The 18355-nt window shown below is 74.4% G+C and carries 19 protein-coding genes; 16 read left to right on the plus strand and 3 right to left on the minus strand.

The genetic code is table 11. The features are described 5' to 3' along the window. The first annotated feature begins 37 nt into the window (after positions 1-37). The 6 genes from ACWD4U_RS11145 (at position 38) to ACWD4U_RS11170 (ending at position 6095) form a co-directional block, all read left to right on the plus strand. Positions 38-994, plus strand: coding sequence for an ABC transporter ATP-binding protein (locus ACWD4U_RS11145; RefSeq protein WP_363457090.1), 957 nt, complete (start codon positions 38-40; stop codon positions 992-994). 85 nt (positions 995-1079) lie between these two features. Then, positions 1080-2264 carry an acyl-CoA dehydrogenase family protein gene (locus tag ACWD4U_RS11150; RefSeq protein WP_363457093.1) on the plus strand — a complete coding sequence of 395 codons (1185 nt, stop codon included), beginning with the start codon at positions 1080-1082 and terminating at the stop codon, positions 2262-2264. A 53-nt stretch (positions 2265-2317) separates the two neighbouring features. Then, positions 2318-3454: an LLM class flavin-dependent oxidoreductase gene (locus tag ACWD4U_RS11155; RefSeq protein WP_363457096.1), complete on the plus strand. Its 1137-nt coding sequence runs from the start codon at positions 2318-2320 to the stop codon at positions 3452-3454. Continuing rightward, positions 3451-4431, plus strand: coding sequence for an alpha/beta hydrolase (locus ACWD4U_RS11160; RefSeq protein ID WP_363457099.1), 981 nt, complete (start codon positions 3451-3453; stop codon positions 4429-4431). Before ACWD4U_RS11155 ends, ACWD4U_RS11160 begins: the two co-directional genes overlap by 4 nt. Before the next feature lie 57 nt (positions 4432-4488). Further along, a complete protein-coding gene (locus tag ACWD4U_RS11165; protein ID WP_363457102.1) occupies positions 4489-5004 on the plus strand; it encodes a flavin reductase family protein in 516 nt (171 codons plus the stop codon). Beyond that, on the plus strand, positions 4995-6095 hold the full coding sequence (locus ACWD4U_RS11170; protein ID WP_363457105.1) for an LLM class flavin-dependent oxidoreductase: 1101 nt from the start codon (positions 4995-4997) through the stop codon (positions 6093-6095). The genes ACWD4U_RS11165 and ACWD4U_RS11170 overlap by 10 nt, the downstream gene beginning before the upstream one ends. A gap of 47 nt (positions 6096-6142) precedes the next feature. On the opposite strand, the gene ACWD4U_RS11175 is transcribed toward ACWD4U_RS11170, so the two are convergent. Together ACWD4U_RS11175 and ACWD4U_RS11180 are read right to left on the minus strand one after the other, a co-directional pair. After that, positions 6143-6691, minus strand: a complete 549-nt coding sequence (locus ACWD4U_RS11175) for an LURP-one-related/scramblase family protein (protein WP_363457107.1) — start codon at positions 6689-6691, stop codon at positions 6143-6145. A gap of 70 nt (positions 6692-6761) precedes the next feature. Beyond that, positions 6762-7016: a lipopolysaccharide assembly protein LapA domain-containing protein gene (locus ACWD4U_RS11180; protein WP_363457109.1), complete on the minus strand. Its 255-nt coding sequence runs from the start codon at positions 7014-7016 to the stop codon at positions 6762-6764. Positions 7017-7143: 127 nt separating this feature from the next. Here ACWD4U_RS11180 and ACWD4U_RS11185 point away from each other — a divergent pair, with 127 nt between their 5' ends. The 6 genes from ACWD4U_RS11185 to ACWD4U_RS11210 all read left to right on the plus strand — a co-directional run bounded on the left by ACWD4U_RS11185 (position 7144) and on the right by ACWD4U_RS11210 (position 12496). Further along, the gene (locus ACWD4U_RS11185; protein ID WP_363457112.1) at positions 7144-8148 is read left to right on the plus strand and encodes an aldo/keto reductase; all 1005 of its coding nucleotides are present in this window, start codon (positions 7144-7146) and stop codon (positions 8146-8148) included. A 10-nt stretch (positions 8149-8158) separates the two neighbouring features. Next, positions 8159-8743, plus strand: a complete 585-nt coding sequence (locus ACWD4U_RS11190; RefSeq protein ID WP_363457115.1) for a TetR family transcriptional regulator — start codon at positions 8159-8161, stop codon at positions 8741-8743. Positions 8744-8903: 160 nt separating this feature from the next. After that, the gene (locus ACWD4U_RS11195; protein ID WP_363457118.1) at positions 8904-9614 is read left to right on the plus strand and encodes a hypothetical protein; all 711 of its coding nucleotides are present in this window, start codon (positions 8904-8906) and stop codon (positions 9612-9614) included. Next, the gene (locus ACWD4U_RS11200) at positions 9604-10242 is read left to right on the plus strand and encodes a class F sortase (RefSeq protein ID WP_363457121.1); all 639 of its coding nucleotides are present in this window, start codon (positions 9604-9606) and stop codon (positions 10240-10242) included. Before ACWD4U_RS11195 ends, ACWD4U_RS11200 begins: the two co-directional genes overlap by 11 nt. A gap of 77 nt (positions 10243-10319) precedes the next feature. Continuing rightward, entirely contained in the window at positions 10320-10925 is a 606-nt protein-coding gene (locus ACWD4U_RS11205; protein WP_363457123.1) for an acyl-CoA-like ligand-binding transcription factor, read from the plus strand. A 116-nt stretch (positions 10926-11041) separates the two neighbouring features. Beyond that, on the plus strand, positions 11042-12496 hold the full coding sequence (locus ACWD4U_RS11210; RefSeq protein WP_363457126.1) for an FAD-dependent monooxygenase: 1455 nt from the start codon (positions 11042-11044) through the stop codon (positions 12494-12496). A gap of 63 nt (positions 12497-12559) precedes the next feature. On the opposite strand, the gene ACWD4U_RS11215 is transcribed toward ACWD4U_RS11210, so the two are convergent. Then, positions 12560-13351 carry a hypothetical protein gene (locus tag ACWD4U_RS11215; protein WP_363457129.1) on the minus strand — a complete coding sequence of 264 codons (792 nt, stop codon included), beginning with the start codon at positions 13349-13351 and terminating at the stop codon, positions 12560-12562. 198 nt (positions 13352-13549) lie between these two features. On the opposite strand from ACWD4U_RS11215, the gene ACWD4U_RS11220 reads away from it, so the two are divergent. From ACWD4U_RS11220 to ACWD4U_RS11235, 4 genes are read left to right on the plus strand one after another with little or no spacing between them, the layout of a single operon-like run. Beyond that, entirely contained in the window at positions 13550-14893 is a 1344-nt protein-coding gene (locus ACWD4U_RS11220) for an ABC transporter substrate-binding protein (protein WP_363457132.1), read from the plus strand. Then, entirely contained in the window at positions 14890-15750 is an 861-nt protein-coding gene (locus tag ACWD4U_RS11225) for a carbohydrate ABC transporter permease (protein ID WP_363457135.1), read from the plus strand. The genes ACWD4U_RS11220 and ACWD4U_RS11225 overlap by 4 nt, the downstream gene beginning before the upstream one ends. Next, complete coding sequence (locus tag ACWD4U_RS11230) at positions 15747-16574, plus strand: carbohydrate ABC transporter permease (protein WP_363457138.1); 828 nt, start codon at positions 15747-15749, stop codon at positions 16572-16574. The genes ACWD4U_RS11225 and ACWD4U_RS11230 overlap by 4 nt, the downstream gene beginning before the upstream one ends. Positions 16575-16579: 5 nt before the next feature. Continuing rightward, the gene (locus tag ACWD4U_RS11235; protein WP_363457141.1) at positions 16580-18334 is read left to right on the plus strand and encodes a glycoside hydrolase family 36 protein; all 1755 of its coding nucleotides are present in this window, start codon (positions 16580-16582) and stop codon (positions 18332-18334) included. Positions 18335-18355: the final 21 nt, after the last annotated feature.

Raw genomic sequence — 18355 nt, forward strand, 5'->3', positions numbered from 1 at the left:
GATCCGTTCCGCCCAACCGTCCCGGAGGTGCCGAGTCATGACTGCGTTGCTAGAAGTGCGGTCCCTGGAAGTGGAGTTCGACCGGGGCGTGCCCGTGCTCGACGGGGTGGACGTGGAGGTGCGGGCCGGGGAGATCCTCGGGGTGATCGGGGAGACCGGCTCCGGGAAGACCACCCTGGCGCGGGCGGTGGTGGGGCTGGCGCCGGTCGTCGCGGGCCGGATCGCCGTGGACGGACGGGACCGGGCCGGGCTGCGCGGCCGGGCGCTGCGCGAGGTCCGGCGGGCCGGGGCTGTGCAGTACATGTTCCAGGACCCGCTGCGCTCGCTGGACCCGGACCTGACGGTGCTCCGGCTGGTGGGCCAGCCGCTGGCGGTGGCCGGCGTCCGGGCCGCCGAACGCCGGCCGCGGGTGCTGGAGGCACTCGACCTGGTGGGCCTGGACCACGCGCTCGCCGACCGCCGGCCGGGACTGCTCTCCGGCGGCCAGCGCCAACGCGTCGCGCTGGCCCGGGCGATCGTCACCCGTCCACGGCTGCTGCTCGCCGACGAGCCGGTGTCCGCACTGGACGCGTCCAACCGCAACCACGTGCTGCGGCTGCTCGACGACCTGCGCCGGGAACTCGACCTCGCGGTGGTGCTGATCTCGCACGACCTGGAGTCACTGGCCGGCGTCGCCGACCGGCTGGCGGTGCTCTACCGGGGACGGATCGTGGAGAGCGGTCCCGCCACCGAGGTCCTGCGCCGCCCGCTGCACCCCTACACGGCGCTGCTGGCGGCCTCCGCCCCCGGCGGCGGTGCGGCTCGGCGCGCCGAACTCGCCGTGCTGCGCGGCCCGGCGCCCGACCGGCCGGACCGCTCCGCCTGCGCCTTCGCCCACCGCTGCCCGTTCGCCGACGCCGCCTGCGCACCCCGCCCGACCGACACCACCCCGCTCCCGGGCCGGACCGTGGCCTGCCACCGAGCCGCCGACTGGCGTGCGCACCTGCCGTCCTGACGGCCCGTCCCGCCCCGTCGTACCTGACGGCCCGTCAGTCCGTCCGTCTCGCACCGACCCACACCCCGCCCCGGAGGGCCGCCCGATGACCGTCTTCGCCCCGCCCGTCGCCCCGCCCGGGTTCCCGGCCCCCGCGCTGGACCGGCTGCCGGAGCTGACGGCGGCCCTGGCCGCCTGCGCCGCCGCGCACGACCGGGACGCCGAGCTGCCGCTCGCGGACTTCGAACTCGTCCACGGGGCAGGCCTGTTGACCGCGACGGTGGCCGCCCGGCACGGCGGCCCCGGGGCCGGTCTCGCGGACACCGTGCGGATCCTGCGGGCGCTCGGCGCGGGCGACCCGGCGGTGGCGCTGATCGCCGCGATGACGCTGTTCACCCACGCCGCGGAGGCCCGCGCCCCGCACTGGCCGGCCGGACCGCTCGCCGACCTGCTCGCCGAGTCCGCGCGCCGCCCGGTCCTGGTGAACGCCCTGCGGGTGGAACCCGAACTCGGCAGCCCGGTCCGCGGCGGCCTGCCCGCGACCACGGCCCGGCGCCGCGGCGACGGCTGGGAGCTGACCGGCCGCAAGATCTACTCGACCGGCGCGTGCCTGCTGGACTGGCTGCTGGTGTGGGCCGCCACCGACGAGGAACGGCCCCGGGTCGGCTCGTTCCTGGTCCGGGCCGGCAGCCCGGGCGTCACCGTCGACCCGGTCTGGGACCACCTGGGCCTGCGCGCCTCGCGCAGCGACGACGTCCGGTTCGAGGCCGTCCCCGTCCCGGGCGACCGGGTCGCCGGACTGTCCCGCCCCGGCGCGGACGGCGGGCGCGACCCCGTCGGCGGCGCCTGGAACAGCCTCGGCCTGGCCGCGCTGTACCTGGGCGTCGCGGGCGCCGCCCGGGACTGGCTGCTCGGCTTCCTGCACGAGCGGACCCCGAGCGCGCTCGGCGCGCCGCTGGCCTCGCTGCCCCGCTTCCATAGCGCCGTCGGCGAGATCGAGGTCGCGCTGGCCGGAGCGAACCGGCTGGTCGACGTGCTCGCCGCGGCCGTCGACGCGGGCGAGCCCGGCGCCGCCGAGCAGGCGGGCGGCGCGAAGGTCCTCGGCACCCGGGCCGCGATCGACACCGTCCAGCAGGCGGTGGCCCTGGTCGGCAACCACGGCCTGACCCGCCGTCACCCGCTGGAGCGCCACCTGCGCGACGTGCTGTGCGCCCGCGTCCACACCCCGCAGGACGACTCGGTGCTGCTCGCCGCGGACCGCACCGCCCTCGGCCGGAGCCGCCCGGTCTGACCGGCCACCAACTTCCCTTCCCCCGAACCGCATCAACCGAGAGGACCACTGCCATGCCCGTCGAGTTCGTCGGCATGATCTCCACCCACGACGTCTCCGAGACCCGCCCGGCCGCCGGCCCGGTGGTGGACGTCGACTACACCCGCCGGTTCGCCCAGGCGCACGAGCAGGCCGGCTTCGACCGGATCCTGATCGCCCAGTCCTCGGCCAGCCCGGACCCCAACCAGGTCGCGGCGTTCGCCGCCGCGCACACCGAGCGGCTGGGCCTGCTGGTGGCGCACCGCCCCGGCTTCCTCGCCCCGACCGTCGCGGCCCGCACCTTCGCCACCCTCGACCAGTTCTCCGGCGGCCGGGTCGCGGTGCACATCATCACCGGCGGCCACGACGCCGAGCAGCGCCGCGACGGCGACTACCTGACCAAGGACGAGCGCTACGCCCGCACCGACGACTACCTGACGGTGGTGAAGAAGGCCTGGACCGAGGACGCGCCGTTCGACCACGAGGGCTCCCACTACCGGCTCGCCGACTTCCACTCCGAGGTGCGGCCGGTGCAGCAACCGCGCATCCCGCTGTACTTCGGCGGGTCCTCCGAGGCCGCCTACCGGGTGGGCGGCAAGCACGCCGACACCTTCGCGCTGTGGGGCGAGCCGCTCGCCGAGACCGCCGAGCAGATCGACCGGGTGCGGGCCGCCGCCGCGGCCGCCGGACGCGAGGACGTGCCGGGCATCAGCGTCTCCTTCCGGCCGATCCTGGGCCGCACCGACGAGGAGGCGTGGGAGCGGGCCCGGGGCATCCTGGGCACCATCGAGCGGCGCGGCGACGCGTTCGGCGGCCTGCGGGCGGTGCTGCCGGTCGGCCCCGGCGCGGCGCCGCAGAACGTCGGCTCGCAGCGGCTGCTCGCCGCCGCCGCCAAGGGCGACCGGCACGACCGGGCGCTGTGGACGGCCACCGCGAAGGCCACCGGCGCCGCCGGGAACTCCACCGCGCTGGTGGGATCCCCGGAGACGGTGGCGCAGGCCCTGCTGGACTACGTGGACATCGGCGCCACCACGCTGCTGATCCGCGGCTACGACCCGCTGGACGACGCGATCGACTACGGCCGCGAACTGCTGCCGCTGGTCCGCCAGGAGGTCGCCCGCCGGGACGCCGCCGCGACCGCCGCCGTCCCGGCCACGGCCGGCGCCCGATGACCGCGCCCGCTCCCACCGCCGCCGGGCCCGGCCCGGCGGCGGTGCCGGACGGCCACTGGGAGCCCGCCCCCGGCACGGCCGTCCGGGGCACCGTGGTCCTGCTCCCCGGCCGAGGCGAACACCCGGGCGTGTACGCCCGGTTCGGCCGACGGCTGGCCTTCGACGGCTACCGCCTGCTCGTCCCCGCCACCGCAGGGCCGTCCCCGGCGGACCCGCGCCACGACGCCCCGTCGGGCACGGAGCCGACGGACCGTCAGAACTCCGGCTCCGGCGTGGGCCACGGGGACGGTTCCGATTCCGGCCCCGGCTCCGCGTATGCGGCGCGCGCTCACCGACCCGGAGCGTCCCGGAGCCCGGCGCCGACGGACCGTCATGTCCCGGTCCCGGCAGGCGTTGCGTCCGGGCGCGCGGCCGCCGTGTTCGCGCGGGCCCGGGCCGAGCAGGCGGGTGGGGGGCCGGTGGTGCTGGCGGGGTCCGATCTCGGGGCGCTGCTCGCGCTGGTGCTCGCCGAGGCGGTCCGCCCGGACGGGCTGTTGCTGGGCGGGCTGCCGGGAGGCGGAGCGTCCGACTGGACGGGGGACGAGCTGTCCGCGCGGACCGCGTGCCCCGTCCACCGCGGGCTGCTGGCCGCCGATCCCGCCTTCCGGCCCGGCGCGCTGCTCGACCCGGTGCCCGCCGCGCTGGCCGCCGCGGCGGCGGAGAGCCGTCCGGCGGTCCCGGTGCTGGCGTTCCACGGGCTGGCCGACCCGGTCGCGCCGGTCGGCGCGCTGCGGGAACTCGCGGTGCGGCTGCCGTTCGTGGACGCGGTGGTGGTGGCCGACGGTCGCCACGACGTGTTCAACGACGCCGCCCACCGCAGCGTCGCCGCCCGCACCGTGCTGTGGCTGGAGCAGCTGCGGGCCGGCCTCGACCGGCCGCCCGCCCCGCCCCACCTGCTCACCCCGCTCACCCCCGACCCGGCCGCGGCGCCCGTCTGACACCCGTCCGCACCCCGTCCCCACCGTCCCCGTCCGTCCCCGGAAAGGACCGCGATCATGACGACGCTCGACGAACGACCGTCCACCGCGACGCCCGCCGACCTGCTGCGCCGCACCCTGCGCCGGCACGCGTCCGGGGTGGTGGTGATCACCGTGCCCGGACCGGCCGGGTTCACCGCCACCTCGTTCACCTCGGTGAGCCTGGAGCCCGCGCTGGTCTCCTTCTACCTCGCCGAGGGGGCGTCCACGGCGCCGGCCGTGCGTGCGGCCGAGGCGTTCACCGTGCACGTGCTGCGCCGCGAGCAGGAGGAGCTGGCCCGGGCGTTCGCCCGCAGCGGCACCGACCGGTTCGCCGGGGTGCCGTGGAGCACCGGACCGCACGGCACGCCGCTGCTGGACGGCGCCGCCGCGTGGCTGACGGCCCGTCGGGTGGGGCTGCACCAGGTCGGCGACCACCTGCTGGTGGTGGGCGAGGTGGTCGCCGCGGACGCGCCGGGCGGGGATCCGCTGCTGCACCACGACGGCGGGTTCGGCGGGTTCGCACCGTCCTCGGGGGAGGGCACGTGGCGCTGACCGTGCACTGGTTCCTGCCGACCACCGGCGACAGCCGCCAGGTGGTCGGCGGGGGCCACGGCTCCACGCCGGGGGCGTCCGGCTCGGACCGGCCGCCGTCCCTCGGCTACCTGGGCCAGATCGCCCGGGCGGCCGAACAGCTCGGCTTCACCGGGGTGTTGACCCCGACCGGGCCGTGGTGCGAGGACGCCTGGCTGACCACCGCGATGCTCACCGGCCAGACCGAACGGCTGACCTTCCTGGTGGCGTTCCGGCCCGGCCTGGTCTCGCCGACCCTGGCGGCCCAGATGGCGGCGACCTACCAGAACCTGTCCGGCGGCCGGCTGGCGCTGAACGTGGTGACCGGCGGCGAGTCGCAGGAGCAGCGGGCGTACGGCGACTTCCTCGACAAGGACGGGCGGTACGCGCGCGCGGGGGAGTTCCTGTCGGTGACCGGGCGGCTGTGGCGCGGCGAGCGGGTCGACCACGAGGGCCCGCACCTGCGGGTGGCGGGCGCCCGGCTGACCCGGCTGCCGGACCCGGTGCCGCCGGTGTACTTCGGCGGTTCGTCGGCGGCGGCGGAGCAGGTCGCCGCCCGGCACGCCGACGTGTACCTCACCTGGGGGGAGCCACCCGCGCAGGTGGCGGCGAAGAACGAGCGGATCCGGTCGCTGGCGGCCGCGCACGGGCGCACCCCCCGGTTCGGCGTCCGGCTGCACACCATCACCCGGGACACCTCCGCCGAGGCCTGGGCCGAGGCCGACCGGCTGCTCGCGGGCATGGGCCCGGACCGCATCCGCGAGACCCAACTCGCCCTCGCCCGCAGCGAGTCGGAAGGTCAGCGGCGGATGCGGGAACTACACGGCGGGTCGGCCGACCGGCTGGAGGTGTACCCGAACCTGTGGGCCGGCTTCGGCCTGGTGCGCGGCGGCGCGGGCACCGCGCTGGTGGGCAGCCACCAGGAGGTCGCCGACCGGATCGAGGAGTACCACCGGCTGGGCGTCGACGAGTTCATCCTGTCCGGGGTGCCCCACCTGGAGGAGGCCTACCGGGTCGGCGAGGGCCTGCTCCCGGTGCTCGCCGACCGGGGCCTGCTCGCGGCGGACCGCTGACCGGAGCGCTGACGGACCGCTGACCGGTCCGCCGCGTCGGCCGGCCGTCAGTCGCCCGGGTGGGACATGGTGTCGATGGCGATCGCGGCGGCCAGCACGGTCGCGTGGTCGGTGTCGGGGCCGACGTCGATGCCGTAGGTGTCGCGGACCCGGAACCACTTCTTCGAGACCTCGGCGACCTTGATGCCGTCGCGCTCGATCGTGTACTCGTGGTCCAGCACGTTGCCGTGGCACCGCAGCTCCGGGCCGTCCTCCTGCTGGATCCGCCAGCGGTCGCGGACCGGGCCGACCAGGGCCTTCTTCACCATGGCGACGCGATGGCCGTCGGCGTCCTCGATCTCCATCGAGTCCTTGATCCGCAGCGGGCGGCTCTGCACGGTGGCGACCTTGTGGCCCGTGCGGTCCTTGATGGCGAAGGTCTTGCGCATCCGCAGCGCCTTGCCGTCGACCTTGTACACGTGGTCACCGGAGTCGTCGTCGATCCAGAAGTCGTCACCGATCGCGAGCACCTTCTGCCGCATCCGGTAGCGGGTCACGCCCTCGCCGTGCTCGAACGCGTCGTTGGCCTGTCGACGGGCCCGTCGTTCCTCGAACATCCTGGCGTCCTCTCCTCGGCGGTGGGCTTGCGCCCCTTCCCGTTCCCGGGCCGGCGGGCTGCCGGCGCGGTCAGCCCTTGGCGCGGCGGCGGGCGAGCAGCCAGCCCAGGGCCATGCCCACCAGGAGCGTGACCAGCAGGACCAGCCAGAGCGGGAGGGTGACGGTCGGGATCCAGAGGCGGATCTGCACCGAGGCGGTGTTGACGGCGATGAACCAGATCGCCAGCACCGCGAGCACGGCGAACGCGATGGTGCGGATGCGGACGTCGCGGCCGCGGACGTTGACCGTCGGCGGACGCCCCGAACTGCTCGTCTTGTCAGCCATACGGACCATTATGTGAGCAATGTCCGCCTCCGGCCCGGTCAGGGGAGGGGCCCGTGCGGGAAGGTCTCGAGGAGAGATGGACTGACAGATATTGAAATCTGTCAGTCCATTGTCGTACGGTGGAGCCATGGAGAACACGAAGCTCGGCACCGCCGGTCCGTCCGTCTCACGGCTGGGCCTGGGACTCATGGGGATGTCCGGCATGTACGGCCCGTCCGACCGGGCCGAGAGCATCGCCACCGTGCACGCCGCCCTCGACCAAGGCGTGACGCTGCTCGACACCGGCGACTTCTACGGCATGGGGCACAACGAGATGCTGCTCCAGGAGGCGCTGCGCGGCCGTGACCGCGACCGGGCGGTCATCAGCGTCAAGTTCGGTGCGCTGCGCGACGCGGACGGCGGTTTCCACGGCGTCGACCTGCGCCCCGCCGCGATCAAGAACTTCGTGGCGTACAGCCTGCAGCGGCTCGGCGTGGACCACATCGACGTCTACCGGCCCGCCCGGATCAGCCCCGAGTTCCCGATCGAGGACGTCGTCGGCACCCTCGCCGAGCTGGTCGACAAGGGCTGGATCCGCCACATCGGCCTGTCCGAGGTCGGCGCGCAGACGCTGCGCCGCGCCCACGCCGTCCACCCGATCACCGACGTCCAGATCGAGTACTCGCTGATCTCGCGCGGCATCGAGCAGGACATCCTGCCCACCGCGAACGAGCTGGGCGTCGCCGTCACCGCCTACGGCGTGCTGTCACGCGGCCTGATCAGCGGGCACTGGAAGCCGCAGGCCACGGCCGGCGACTTCCGCTCCCACCTGCCGCGGTTCAGCGGCGACGCCCTCGACCACAACCTCGCCCTCGTCGAGGCGCTGCGGAAGATCGCGGCGGAGAAGGGCGTGACGGTCGCCCAACTCGCCATCGCCTGGGTGCTCGGCCGCGGCGACGGCCTCGTCCCGCTGATCGGCGCACGCCGCCGCGACCGCCTCACCGAGGCGCTCGGCGCCCTCGACGTATCGCTCACCCCGGCCGACCTCGCCGCCATCGAGGCGGCGGTCCCCGCGGACGCCGCGATCGGCGAGCGCTACGACCCGGCCCAGATGCGCATGCTCGACAGCGAACGACGAGACGGTGAACGATAACCTCGGGGCCATGACCGAACAGCTGACCGCCGAGCGCGTCCTCGACACCGCCGAGGACGTCCTGCGACGCTACGGCCCCGCGAAGGCGACCGTGGTGGACGTCGCCCGCGCGCTCGGCGTCAGCCACGGCACCGTCTACCGGCACTTCGCCACCAAGGCCGCACTGCGCGAGGCGGTCGCCGAACGCTGGCTGCTGCGCACCTCGGTGCCGATGGCCGCGATCGCGGACGACGCGTCGGTCCCGGCCCCCGAGCGGCTGCGTCGGTGGGTCCGCGCACTCAACGCGACCAAGCGCCGCTACGCCGCCGACGACCCGGAGCTGCACCACACGTTCCGGCAGCTGGTCGGCGACCAGACCGGCATCGTCACCGCGCACGAGGACGAGCTGGCCGGGCAGCTCACCCGGATCATCGCGGCGGGCGTCGCGGCGGGCGAGCTCACCGCCGCCGACCCGGCCACCGCGGGCCGCGCGGTCTTCCAGGCCACGGCCCGCTTCCACCACCCGGCGCACTCCGCCGACTGGACCCTGCCGGGCAACGACGCCGACCTCGACGCCGTCGTCGACCTGATCCTCGCGGGGCTCGCCCCGCGCTGACCCGGCTGGATGCTGAGGGTTCGTCAGAACCCGGCGGTGGTGGGCCGAAGCGGTGAAAGTGGGGCCCGCCCGGGCCGCGCGTCCGGCGACGGCGGCCCGGGCGAGTGACGATGGCCGCAACCCGTCTGACCGGTTGTGCCGTCGCCACTGGGAGCCCCGTATGTCCATCGCCTCGTCCACCCGCCGACGCGTCAGCAAGGGCTCGGTCCTTGCGTGTGCCGCCGCCCTGGCGGTGGCCCCGCTCGCCCTGGCCGGGCCCGCCAGTGCGGCGCCCGGCGACAACGGCGACGTGAAGATCCACGACTCGACCACCGCGGTGGACAACCAGCGCGACGACCCGAAGGTGTGTCAGTTCTACCTGGACGCCTTCAACTTCGACACCATCCAGCTGGTGAGCTGGCAGATCAGCCAGCAGCCGCCCACCGGCACCGCGCTCGTCCAGTCGGGCAGCATCGTGCTGACCACGGGGGTCGGGCACACCGCCAACTACAGCCTGCCCAGCGGGCACTACAAGCTGGACTGGACGTTCGCCGGGGAGCAGGGCGAGGCCAAGCACAAGGTCTTCACCGTCGACTGCACCTCGCCGAGCCCCTCGCCCAGCCCGTCCGCCAGTGCCTCGCCGAGCTCGTCCGCGAGCGCCTCGCCGAGCCAGCACTCGAGCCCGTCGGCGTCGACCTCCCCGTCGCCGACGCGCTCCGGGCCGCCGTCGTCCCTGGCGCCGGCTCCGCACGGCGGGGTCGAGGCCGGTGCGGGCGGGTCCGTCGACGAGGTGAGCCCCACGGAGATCGCGATCGGCGGCCTGCTGGGGGTCGGCGCTCTGTGGTTCGGCGTGCGGACTTACCGCCGTCACCGCAACACCGATGCGCGCTGATCGGCGACCCCGCCGGATCCGGGCGGCGGCCGCCACGGTGGCCGCCGCCATCCTCTGCGGAGCCTGGCTGGTGGACGACGGCCTGACCACGTCCCACCCGGCCGACCCGCCGCGCGCCGACGGCACGCCGGCCGCTCCGGCGGCCCCGACCGCCAGCCCGCACGCCCCGCTCGCCGCGTCGCCGCCGCGCCGCATCCGCATCCCGTCGCTCAAGGTGGACGCCCCCTTCACGGGCCTGCACCTCGACGAGGGGGGCCGGCTCGCCAGCCCGCCGGCCACCGCGCGCAACCTCGCCGGGTGGTACCAGGACGGCACCGCCCCGGGCGCGGCCGGCACCGCGGTCGTGGTCGGACACGTCGACAACCGGGCCGGACCGGCCGTCTTCTATCGGCTCGGCTTGCTGCGCAAGGGCCTGGACGTCGAGATCACCCGCGAGGACCGCGCCACGGCGGTCTTCACCGTCGACGACGTCCGCAGCTATCCCAAGGACGCCTTCCCCGACAACGAGGTCTACCGCAGCGACGGCCGACCCGAGCTGCGCCTCATCACCTGCGGCGGCCAGTACAGCCCGCACACCGGCTACCAGGCGAACACCGTGGTCTTCGCCCACCTGAGCGCCGTGCGGTGAAGGGGTCCGAACCGGCCTGATAAAACTTGCGGGGCACGCATCTTTGCGCGCCCCGCAAGTTTTGCTACTGTCGAGCCATGGGGTTGCGAGAGCGGAAGAAGGCCGAGACGCGCGCCGCGCTCAGCTGGGCGGCGATCCGGCTGGCCGTGGAGCGGGGGTTCGAGCACGTCCGGGTCGAGGACATCGCCGAGGCCGCCGGCGTCTCGCCGCGGACGTTCAACAACTACTTCTCCAGCAAGGGCGAGGCGATCGCCGCCCGCCACCTGGACCGCTGCCTGCGGGTCGCGGAGGCGCTGCGCGAGCAGCCCGACGAGCCGCTGTGGGAGGCGGTCACCCGGGCGGCGCTGCGGCAGTTCGCGCCTGACGCCCCGTCGACCGCCGACCCGGTGTCCGACGTGGCGAAGTGGACCGCGGGCGTGCGCGTGCTGATGGCCGAACCGGCCCTGCAGGGCGAGATGCTGCGGGCCGGGGCGATCGCGGAGGCGGAGATCGCCGCGGCCGTCGCCGACCGCACCGGCGCCGACCTCCGACGCGACCTCCACCCGCACCTCGTCGCGTCCGCCGTGATGGCCGCGACCAACACCGCCGTCGCCCACCACCTGCGCACCGATCCGCCGGTGGCCGTGCCGGACCTGCTCGCGGACGCCCTCGCGCAGTTCGAGGCGGGCCTGGCGACTCCGTAGTCCCTCCCCTCGGCACATCCCCCTCCCGGCGATCCACCCGGTCCTTCCGCAGGGCGGACACGCGCAGCCCGGCAGGCCGTCGGGCCGGTGTCCCCTGCCCGAAAAGGAGTCTGATCATGATCGACGTCGCCATCGCGGGCGCCGGACCCAACGGCCTGATGCTGGCCTGCGAGCTCGCCCTGGCGGGCGTGCGCCCGCTGGTGCTGGAACGCCTGGCCGAACCGTCCGAGGAACAGCGCGCCAACGGGCTGGTCGGGCAGGTGGTCCGGATGCTCGACCGGCGCGGCCTGTACGAGCGGCTGACCGCGCCCGGGGCGATACCCGAGCCGACGCCCGGCTTCGTCTTCGGGGCGTTCCCGCTCGACCTCAGCGACCTGCCGGAGAACCCGCTGTACGTCCTGCCGGTGCCGCAGCGGCGGATCGAGCAGATGCTGGCCGAACGCGCCGCGGAACTCGGCGTCGAGGTCCGCCGCGGCCACGAGGTGGTCGGCCTGACGCAGGGTCCGACGTCGGTGACGATCGAGCTGCGCGGACGGGAGCCGGTCGAGGCGGCGTACCTGGTCGGCGCCGACGGCGGGCGCAGCGCCGTCCGCAGGCTCGCCGGGATCGACTTCCCCGGCGTGACCACCGACGACTCGGTGTCGCGGACCGGCCACGTGGGCGTCACGCCGGAGCAGGTCGGCCCCGACGGCGGGCTGATCGTGCCCGGGTTCGGCGTGGTCCCGCCGTTCCGGCACCTGCGCACCGAACGCGGCCTGGTCGCCTGGGCGCCGTTCCCGGGCCGCACCCCGCTGCTCTCCACCGTGGAGTGGGACCAACCGGCCGAGGGCGAGGCCTCGTTGGACGAGCTGCGGGCCAGCGTCGGGCGGGTGCTCGGGGCGGACGTGCCGCTGGGCGTGCCGACCGGGGAGGGCCCGCACCTGATGCGCCGGCTGTTCGGCGGCAACACCCGGATCGCGGCGCGCTACCGGGCGGGCCGGGTGTTCCTGCTCGGGGACGCCGCGCACGTGCACTCGGCGATCGGCGGCCCCGGACTCAACCTGGGCCTGCAGGACGCGGTCAACCTCGGCTGGAAGCTCGCCGCGGCGGTGCACGGCCACGCGCCCGAGGGTCTGCTGGACAGCTACGAGGCGGAACGGTCGCCGGTGGCACGGCGGGTGGCCATGCACACCCAGGCGCAGACGCTGCTGGTCCGCCCCGGCGGCGACGTCACCGCGCTGCGGGAACTCCTCGGCGAGCTGATCGCCCAGCCGACGACCCGTCAGCACCTCGCCGACCTGCTGGCCGGTGCGGACGTCCACTACCCCATGGGCCGGGCGACCGGCCCGCTGGTCGGCCGCTGGGCCCCGGACCTGCCGGGCCTGCGCGAACTCACCCGCACCGCCCGCCCGTTGCTGCTCGACCCCACCGGCACCCTGGACGCCGGCCGCTGGGCGACGCACGTCGACACCGTGACCGTCCCGCAGCTCGACACCGCGATGCTGCTGCGCCCCGACTGCTACGTCGCCTGGCAGGGCGACACGGCCGAGGGGCTGCACGAGGCGCTCGGCACCTGGCTCGCCGCGGCCTGACCGGCGGGCGGGGCGGCCGGAGCGCAGCGCTCCCCGGCCGCCGCTGACGGTCCGTCAGGTGTGCTACGGGGCCTGGACGGTGGCGGTCGCACCGGGCGTGACGGTGACGGTGGCGTAGCTGTAGACGGTGCCGTCGACGGTCCTGGTGGCGGCGGGCTGCGGGACGCCGTTGACGGTGAGCGTGGGGTGGCTGCCGGGGATCCGGGCTTCCCAGGTGTAGGCGTCGGTGCCGGCGGTGTTGGTGAGGGTGGACTTCGTCGCACCGTCGTGGCGCAGGCGGAAGGTGTTGTGACCGATCGCCAGGTCGTCGATCTGCAGCCAGTCCGTGCCGGTGGGCAGGTGGGAGGCGGTGGTCAGGGTGCGGGCGGGGGCGTTCGGGTCGACGCCGAGCAGGCCCTCGACGGTCTGGCCGACCAGGGTGAAGGAGACCTCGGGGTAGTCGCCGTTGGGGCCCTGCCGGGTGACCACGTGCTGGTCGTCGCGCCGGTCGTAGACGTACTGCATCCACTTCCAGGCGGTGTCGTTGCGGTTGTAGGCGAAGAAGGTGTCGGGCAGGTAGGTGTAGGCCTCGATGTTGGTGGGCCGGTCGCTGCCGGCGGACTGCTGGTCGATGTAGTCGAGGTAGGCGTCGTTGCGGGGCCCGGCGTCGACCAGGTGCTTCATCGGCATGAACCAGCTGTTCTCCCGGCCCCAGCCGGTGATCGCGGCGCCGCTGGTGCTGTAGCCGCGGACCATGTCGGCGCCCGTGCCGGTCCCGCTCCAGGTGGTGTTGAAGTACGTCTTCAGGTCGGCGGCCTGCCGCGCGTACTGGGCGGAGAGCGCGCTGTCGCCCCGGCCGGCGGCGAGGTCGGCCATGGCGAGGAAGGCCTGGTACTGCGAGGCGATGGAGTCGCCGGCCTCGGCGAAGTGGTCGTCGCCGGTCTCGTCGTAGCTGGCCGCGCCGGAGAAGATGCCGAGGCCGGTGCCCTCGGCGACGCCGTTGGGCTTGGCGGAGTCGTGCAGGTCGATGAAGTCGCCAGTCGCCGCCGGGCGACCTGAGCAAGGGGGTAGGACATGGACATCTCTCGTCGGGGCATCCTGAGAGCGGGCGGCGCCCTCGCCGCGGGCGCCGGACTGACCGGCCTGACGGCCTGCAGCGGCTCGGGCGGGACCGGATCCGGCGGCGCCGGGTCCCCCGACCGGGGCGAGATCACGGTGTGGAGCTGGGCCGGCCCGGCGGCGGAACTGAAGGCGCTGACACCGGCGTTCAACGCCCAGTACCCGGACATCAAGGTGACGGTCGAGGACATCGGCAACCCGGCCATCTGGGACAAGATCACCACCGGCCTGGCGGCCGGCGGCACCGGCCTCGCGGACGTGCTGCACATCGGCGTCGACTACCTGCCCGGCTACGTCGAGAAGTTCCCCAACGGCCTGGCCGACCTCGGCAAGCTCGGCGCGAACCAGTACCGGGACGCCTTCGCGCAGGGCCTGTGGGCCACCGTCTCCGGCCGGGGCGGCCGGGTCAACGCCCTGCCGTGGGAGGCCAACTCGGCGGGCTTCTACTACCGCGCCGACGTGTTCGAACAGGCCGGGGTGGACGTGAAGTCCCTCGACACCTGGGACGACACGATCGAGGCCGGCAAGGTCATCAAGGCGAAGACCGGGAAGTACCTGCTCGGCATCGACAAGCCGGCCTCCCAGGCGGACGCCGCCAACTTCTTCCAGATGCTGCTCCAGCTCCAGGGGGTCTTCTACTTCAACCTCGACGGCGCGATCACCCTCGACTCGCCCGAGGCCGTCAAGGCGATGACGATCATCAAGCAGCTCAACGACGCCGGGCTGGTCAGCGACCTCTCCGGCGGATGGAACGCGCTGATCGCCTCGATCAAGGCCGGCACCGCCGCCGTCCTGCCCTGGCCGACCTGGTTCGGCGGGATCATCGAGGAGAACGTGCCGGAGGAGAAGGGCAAGTGGGGCGTGCGGCTGCCCCCGGCCGTGCGCCGCGGCGGCAGCACCGCCGCCACCGTCAACTCCACCCACCTGGCCGTCGCCGGCAGCAGCAAGCAGCAGGCCGCCGCCTGGAAGTTCGTCGAGTTCGCCCTCACCCGCCCCGCCTCGCAGGTGCGGATCTACCAGGACAAGGGCATCGCCCCGGCCCTGATGAAGGCCTACGACGACCCGGTCTTCCACACCCCGTCCGCGTTCTTCTCCGGCCGGCAGAAGGGCGAGGTGTTCCTGGCGGCCCTGCAGGCACCGTCCCCGGCCTACAACTACAGCGCCGACTACGCCCGCGCGCTCAAGGTCGTCACCGACGCCCAGACCAAGGTGCTGCTCAAGGGCGCCGACCCGGCCGAGGTGCTCAGGCAGGCCGCCGACCAGCTCGCCCAGCAGACGGGCCGCAAGGTCGTCCGATGAGCACCGGCCGCCGCCTCGCCCCGTACGCCTTCGTGCTGCCCGCGCTCGCCCTGTTCGCCGCGTTCAAGCTCTACCCGATCGCCTGGTCCTTCGTCCTGAGCCTCTACCGGACCGTCGACGGCGCCGACACCTTCGTCGGCGCCGACAACTACGCGCGGCTGCTGGACGACCCGCTGTTCTGGACGGCGCTGAAGAACACCGCCGTCATCCTGGTGATCCAGGTCCCGGTCATGCTGGCGCTCGCCACCGGGCTCGCCGTCGCCCTCAACTCCCGTCTGCTACGCGGCCGGACGCTGTTCCGGCTGGGGTTCTTCCTGCCCATGGTCACCGGCCTGGTCGCCTACGGCGTGGTCTTCTCCGTGCTGCTGAACGAGAAGTACGGGCTCGTCAACTGGCTGCTGCACTTCGCCGGCGTCGACGCCGTGCCCTGGCTGACCGACCCGCTCTGGGCGAAACTCTCCCTCGCCCTCGCGCTGACCTGGCACTACACCGGCTACAACGCGGTGATCCTGCTCGCCAGGCTGCAGACCGTCCCGCGCGAGCTGTACGACGCCGCGGCCGTCGACGGGGCCGGCGCGCTGGGCTCCTTCCGGCACGTCACCCTGCCCGGGCTGCGCCCCGCGCTGCTGCTCACCACCGTGCTGTCCACCATCGGCACCCTGCAGATCTTCGACGAGCCGTTCATCCTCACCCACGGCGGACCGGACAACGCCACCCTCACCATCGGCGTGTACCTGTACCAGAACGCCTTCAGCTACTTCGACTTCGGCTACGCCTCGGCCATCGCCTACGCCCTGGCCGTGCTGATCGGCATCCTCGGACTGGTCCAGTTCAAGGTGCTGGGAGACCCGTCATGACGCGCACCACCCGGGGCCGCGGCCTCGCGCTCAGCTGGGGCCTGGCGATCGCCCTGGCGGCCGTGCTGCTCCCGTTCTACTGGCTGGTGGTCGCCGCCACCCACAGCAGCGGCGAGATCTTCGACAGCCCGCCGCCGCTCACCCCCGGCGGCCACCTCGCGGCCAACCTGCGCAGCCTGCAGGACACCGCGCAGTTCGGCCGGGTGGTGCTCAACTCCCTGGCGATCGCGGCGATCTACACGCTGTGCGCGGGCACGGTGTGCACGCTGGCCGGCTACGCCTTCGCCAAGTACCGCTTCAAGGGCCGGGACGCGCTGTTCGGGCTGCTGATGCTGGGCCTGGTCGTGCCCGGCCAGGTCACGCTGGTGCCGCTGTTCAAGCTGATGGCGGACCTGCAGTGGCTGAACACCTATCAGGCGGTGATCCTGCCCAACCTGGCGCTGCCGTTCGGGATCTTCCTGATGCGCCAGTCGATGGGCGCCGTCCCCGACGAACTGCTCGACTCCGGCCGCATCGACGGCTGCGGCGAACTGCGGCTGTTCGTCCGGGTCGTGCTGCCGCCGATGCGCCCCGCCCTCGCCGCCCTCGGCATCTTCCTGTTCCTCTTCCAGTGGAACGACTTCGTCTGGCCGCTGATCGTGCTGCGCGACAGCGCCTCGCTCACCGTCCCCGTCGCCCTCGCCTCGCTCAAGGGCGTCACCGACACCGACTACGGCGCGATCCTCACCGGCACCGCCGTCGCCGCGATCCCGATGGCGATCGTCTTCCTCACCCTCCAGCGCCACTTCGTCTCCGGCCTGCTGGCCGGCGCCGTCAAGGAGTAACCACCGTGACCCCCCTGGCCCCCGAGGCCGTCACCACCGCCGAACTCGCCCCGGCCAGGTACGCGCCGCTGCTCGACACCGTCGAGATCGCCGTCCTCGCCGACGGCGCGGACACCGGATGGAGCCTGGACGACGCCGAAGCGGGCGTCAGAGTGCTGCGGATCGACGCGCCCCGGGCCGCGGTCGAGGTGCGCCTGTCCGTCCCGCTCGGCGACGCCGCCGGCTACTGGCACCCCGGCGCGGACTGGCGCCGCACCCTGGTCGCCGACTGGGCGGGCCGCGCCACCGTCAGCCTGGTCAAGGGACTGGCCGCCGGCAGCCTCTACGACCACACCGGCGCCACCCTGCTCACCTTCGCCACCGCCGACCCGGTGCCCGAAGTCGCCCTGCGCTACGGCGTCTCCGAGGAGAACGACACCCACGTCGTCCACCTCCACCTGCCGCCCGCCGACCGGCCGCACCGCCTGCTGCTGGTGCCCCGCGCGCCGACCGTGGCCGCGGCGCTGCGCCCGCTGCGGTCCTGGTACGCCCGGCACACCGCGACCATGCCCGTCCCGGAGGCCGCCCGCGTCCCGCTCTACTGCACCTGGTACGCCTACAACCAGGCGGTCAGCGCCGACCAGGTCGCCGCGCAGGCCCGGCTCGCCGCCGGCCTCGGCTTCGGCGCGCTCATCCTCGACGACGGCTGGCAGCGCCACGCCGCCGGCCGCGGCTACGCGGGCGTCGGCGACTGGACCCCCGACACGACCAAGTTCCCCGACCTCGCCGCCCACGTCGCCGAGGTCCGGGCGAACGGACTGCGCTACCTCGCCTGGGTCGCCCCGCTGCTGCTCGGCCCCGAGGCCGACTGCCACGACAGGTGGGCGCGCCACGCCCCCCGGGCCGCCGGCGTCCCCGGCGCCCACGTCCTCGACCCGCGCCACCCCGAGGTGCGCGCCCACGTCGTCGACACCTGCGTGCGCCTGGTCCGCGACTACGGCCTCGACGGCCTCAAGATCGACTTCCTCGAGGAGGCGATGGTCTACGCCCACGACGGCGGCGCCGACGTCGGCCGCGCCCTGCTCCAGCTGCTCGCCGAGCTGCGCACCGCGCTCGAAGCCGTCCGCCCCGACCTGCTGCTGGAGCTCCGCCAGCCCTACGTCGGCCCCGCCATGGCGGCCTTCGGCAACCTGCTGCGCTCCTTCGACTGCCCCGCCGACTCCACCGCCAACCGGGTGCGCACCCTCGACACCGCGCTGCTCGCGGTCGGCGGCGCCGTGCACAGCGACCCCGTGATGTGGGCGGCCGGCGCCCCCGTCGAGAGCGCCGCGCGCCAGCTGATCGGCGCCCTGCACGCCGTCCCGCAGGTCTCGGTCCGCCTCGACACCCTGCCCGACGCGCACCTCGACGCGCTGCGCTTCTGGCTCGCCGAGTGGCGGCGGCTGCGCCCGCAACTGCTCGACGGCACGGTGGAACCCGGCCGCCCGGACGAGCTGTGCACGCTGGTGGAGTCCGTCGCCGACGGCACCTGCGTGCTGGACGTGCACACCGAGCGGGCGGTGCCCGTCGCCCCCGCCGCGTTCACCGAAACCGTGCTGGTCAACGGAAGCGCCGCGAGCCGCGTCGTGCTGGACGTGCGGGACGGGCCGCACGTGGTCGAGATCACGGTGCACGGCCCCGACGGCCGTATCATCGAGCGGGTCCAGACCACCCTCGCCCCGGGCCTGTGCAGCGTCCAGGTGCCGCGGACGGGTCTGGCCCGGATCCGAAGCAAGGTGTGAGGCGGCCCGGTGGAGCACACG

Source organism: Kitasatospora sp. NPDC002522, assembly GCF_053595195.1.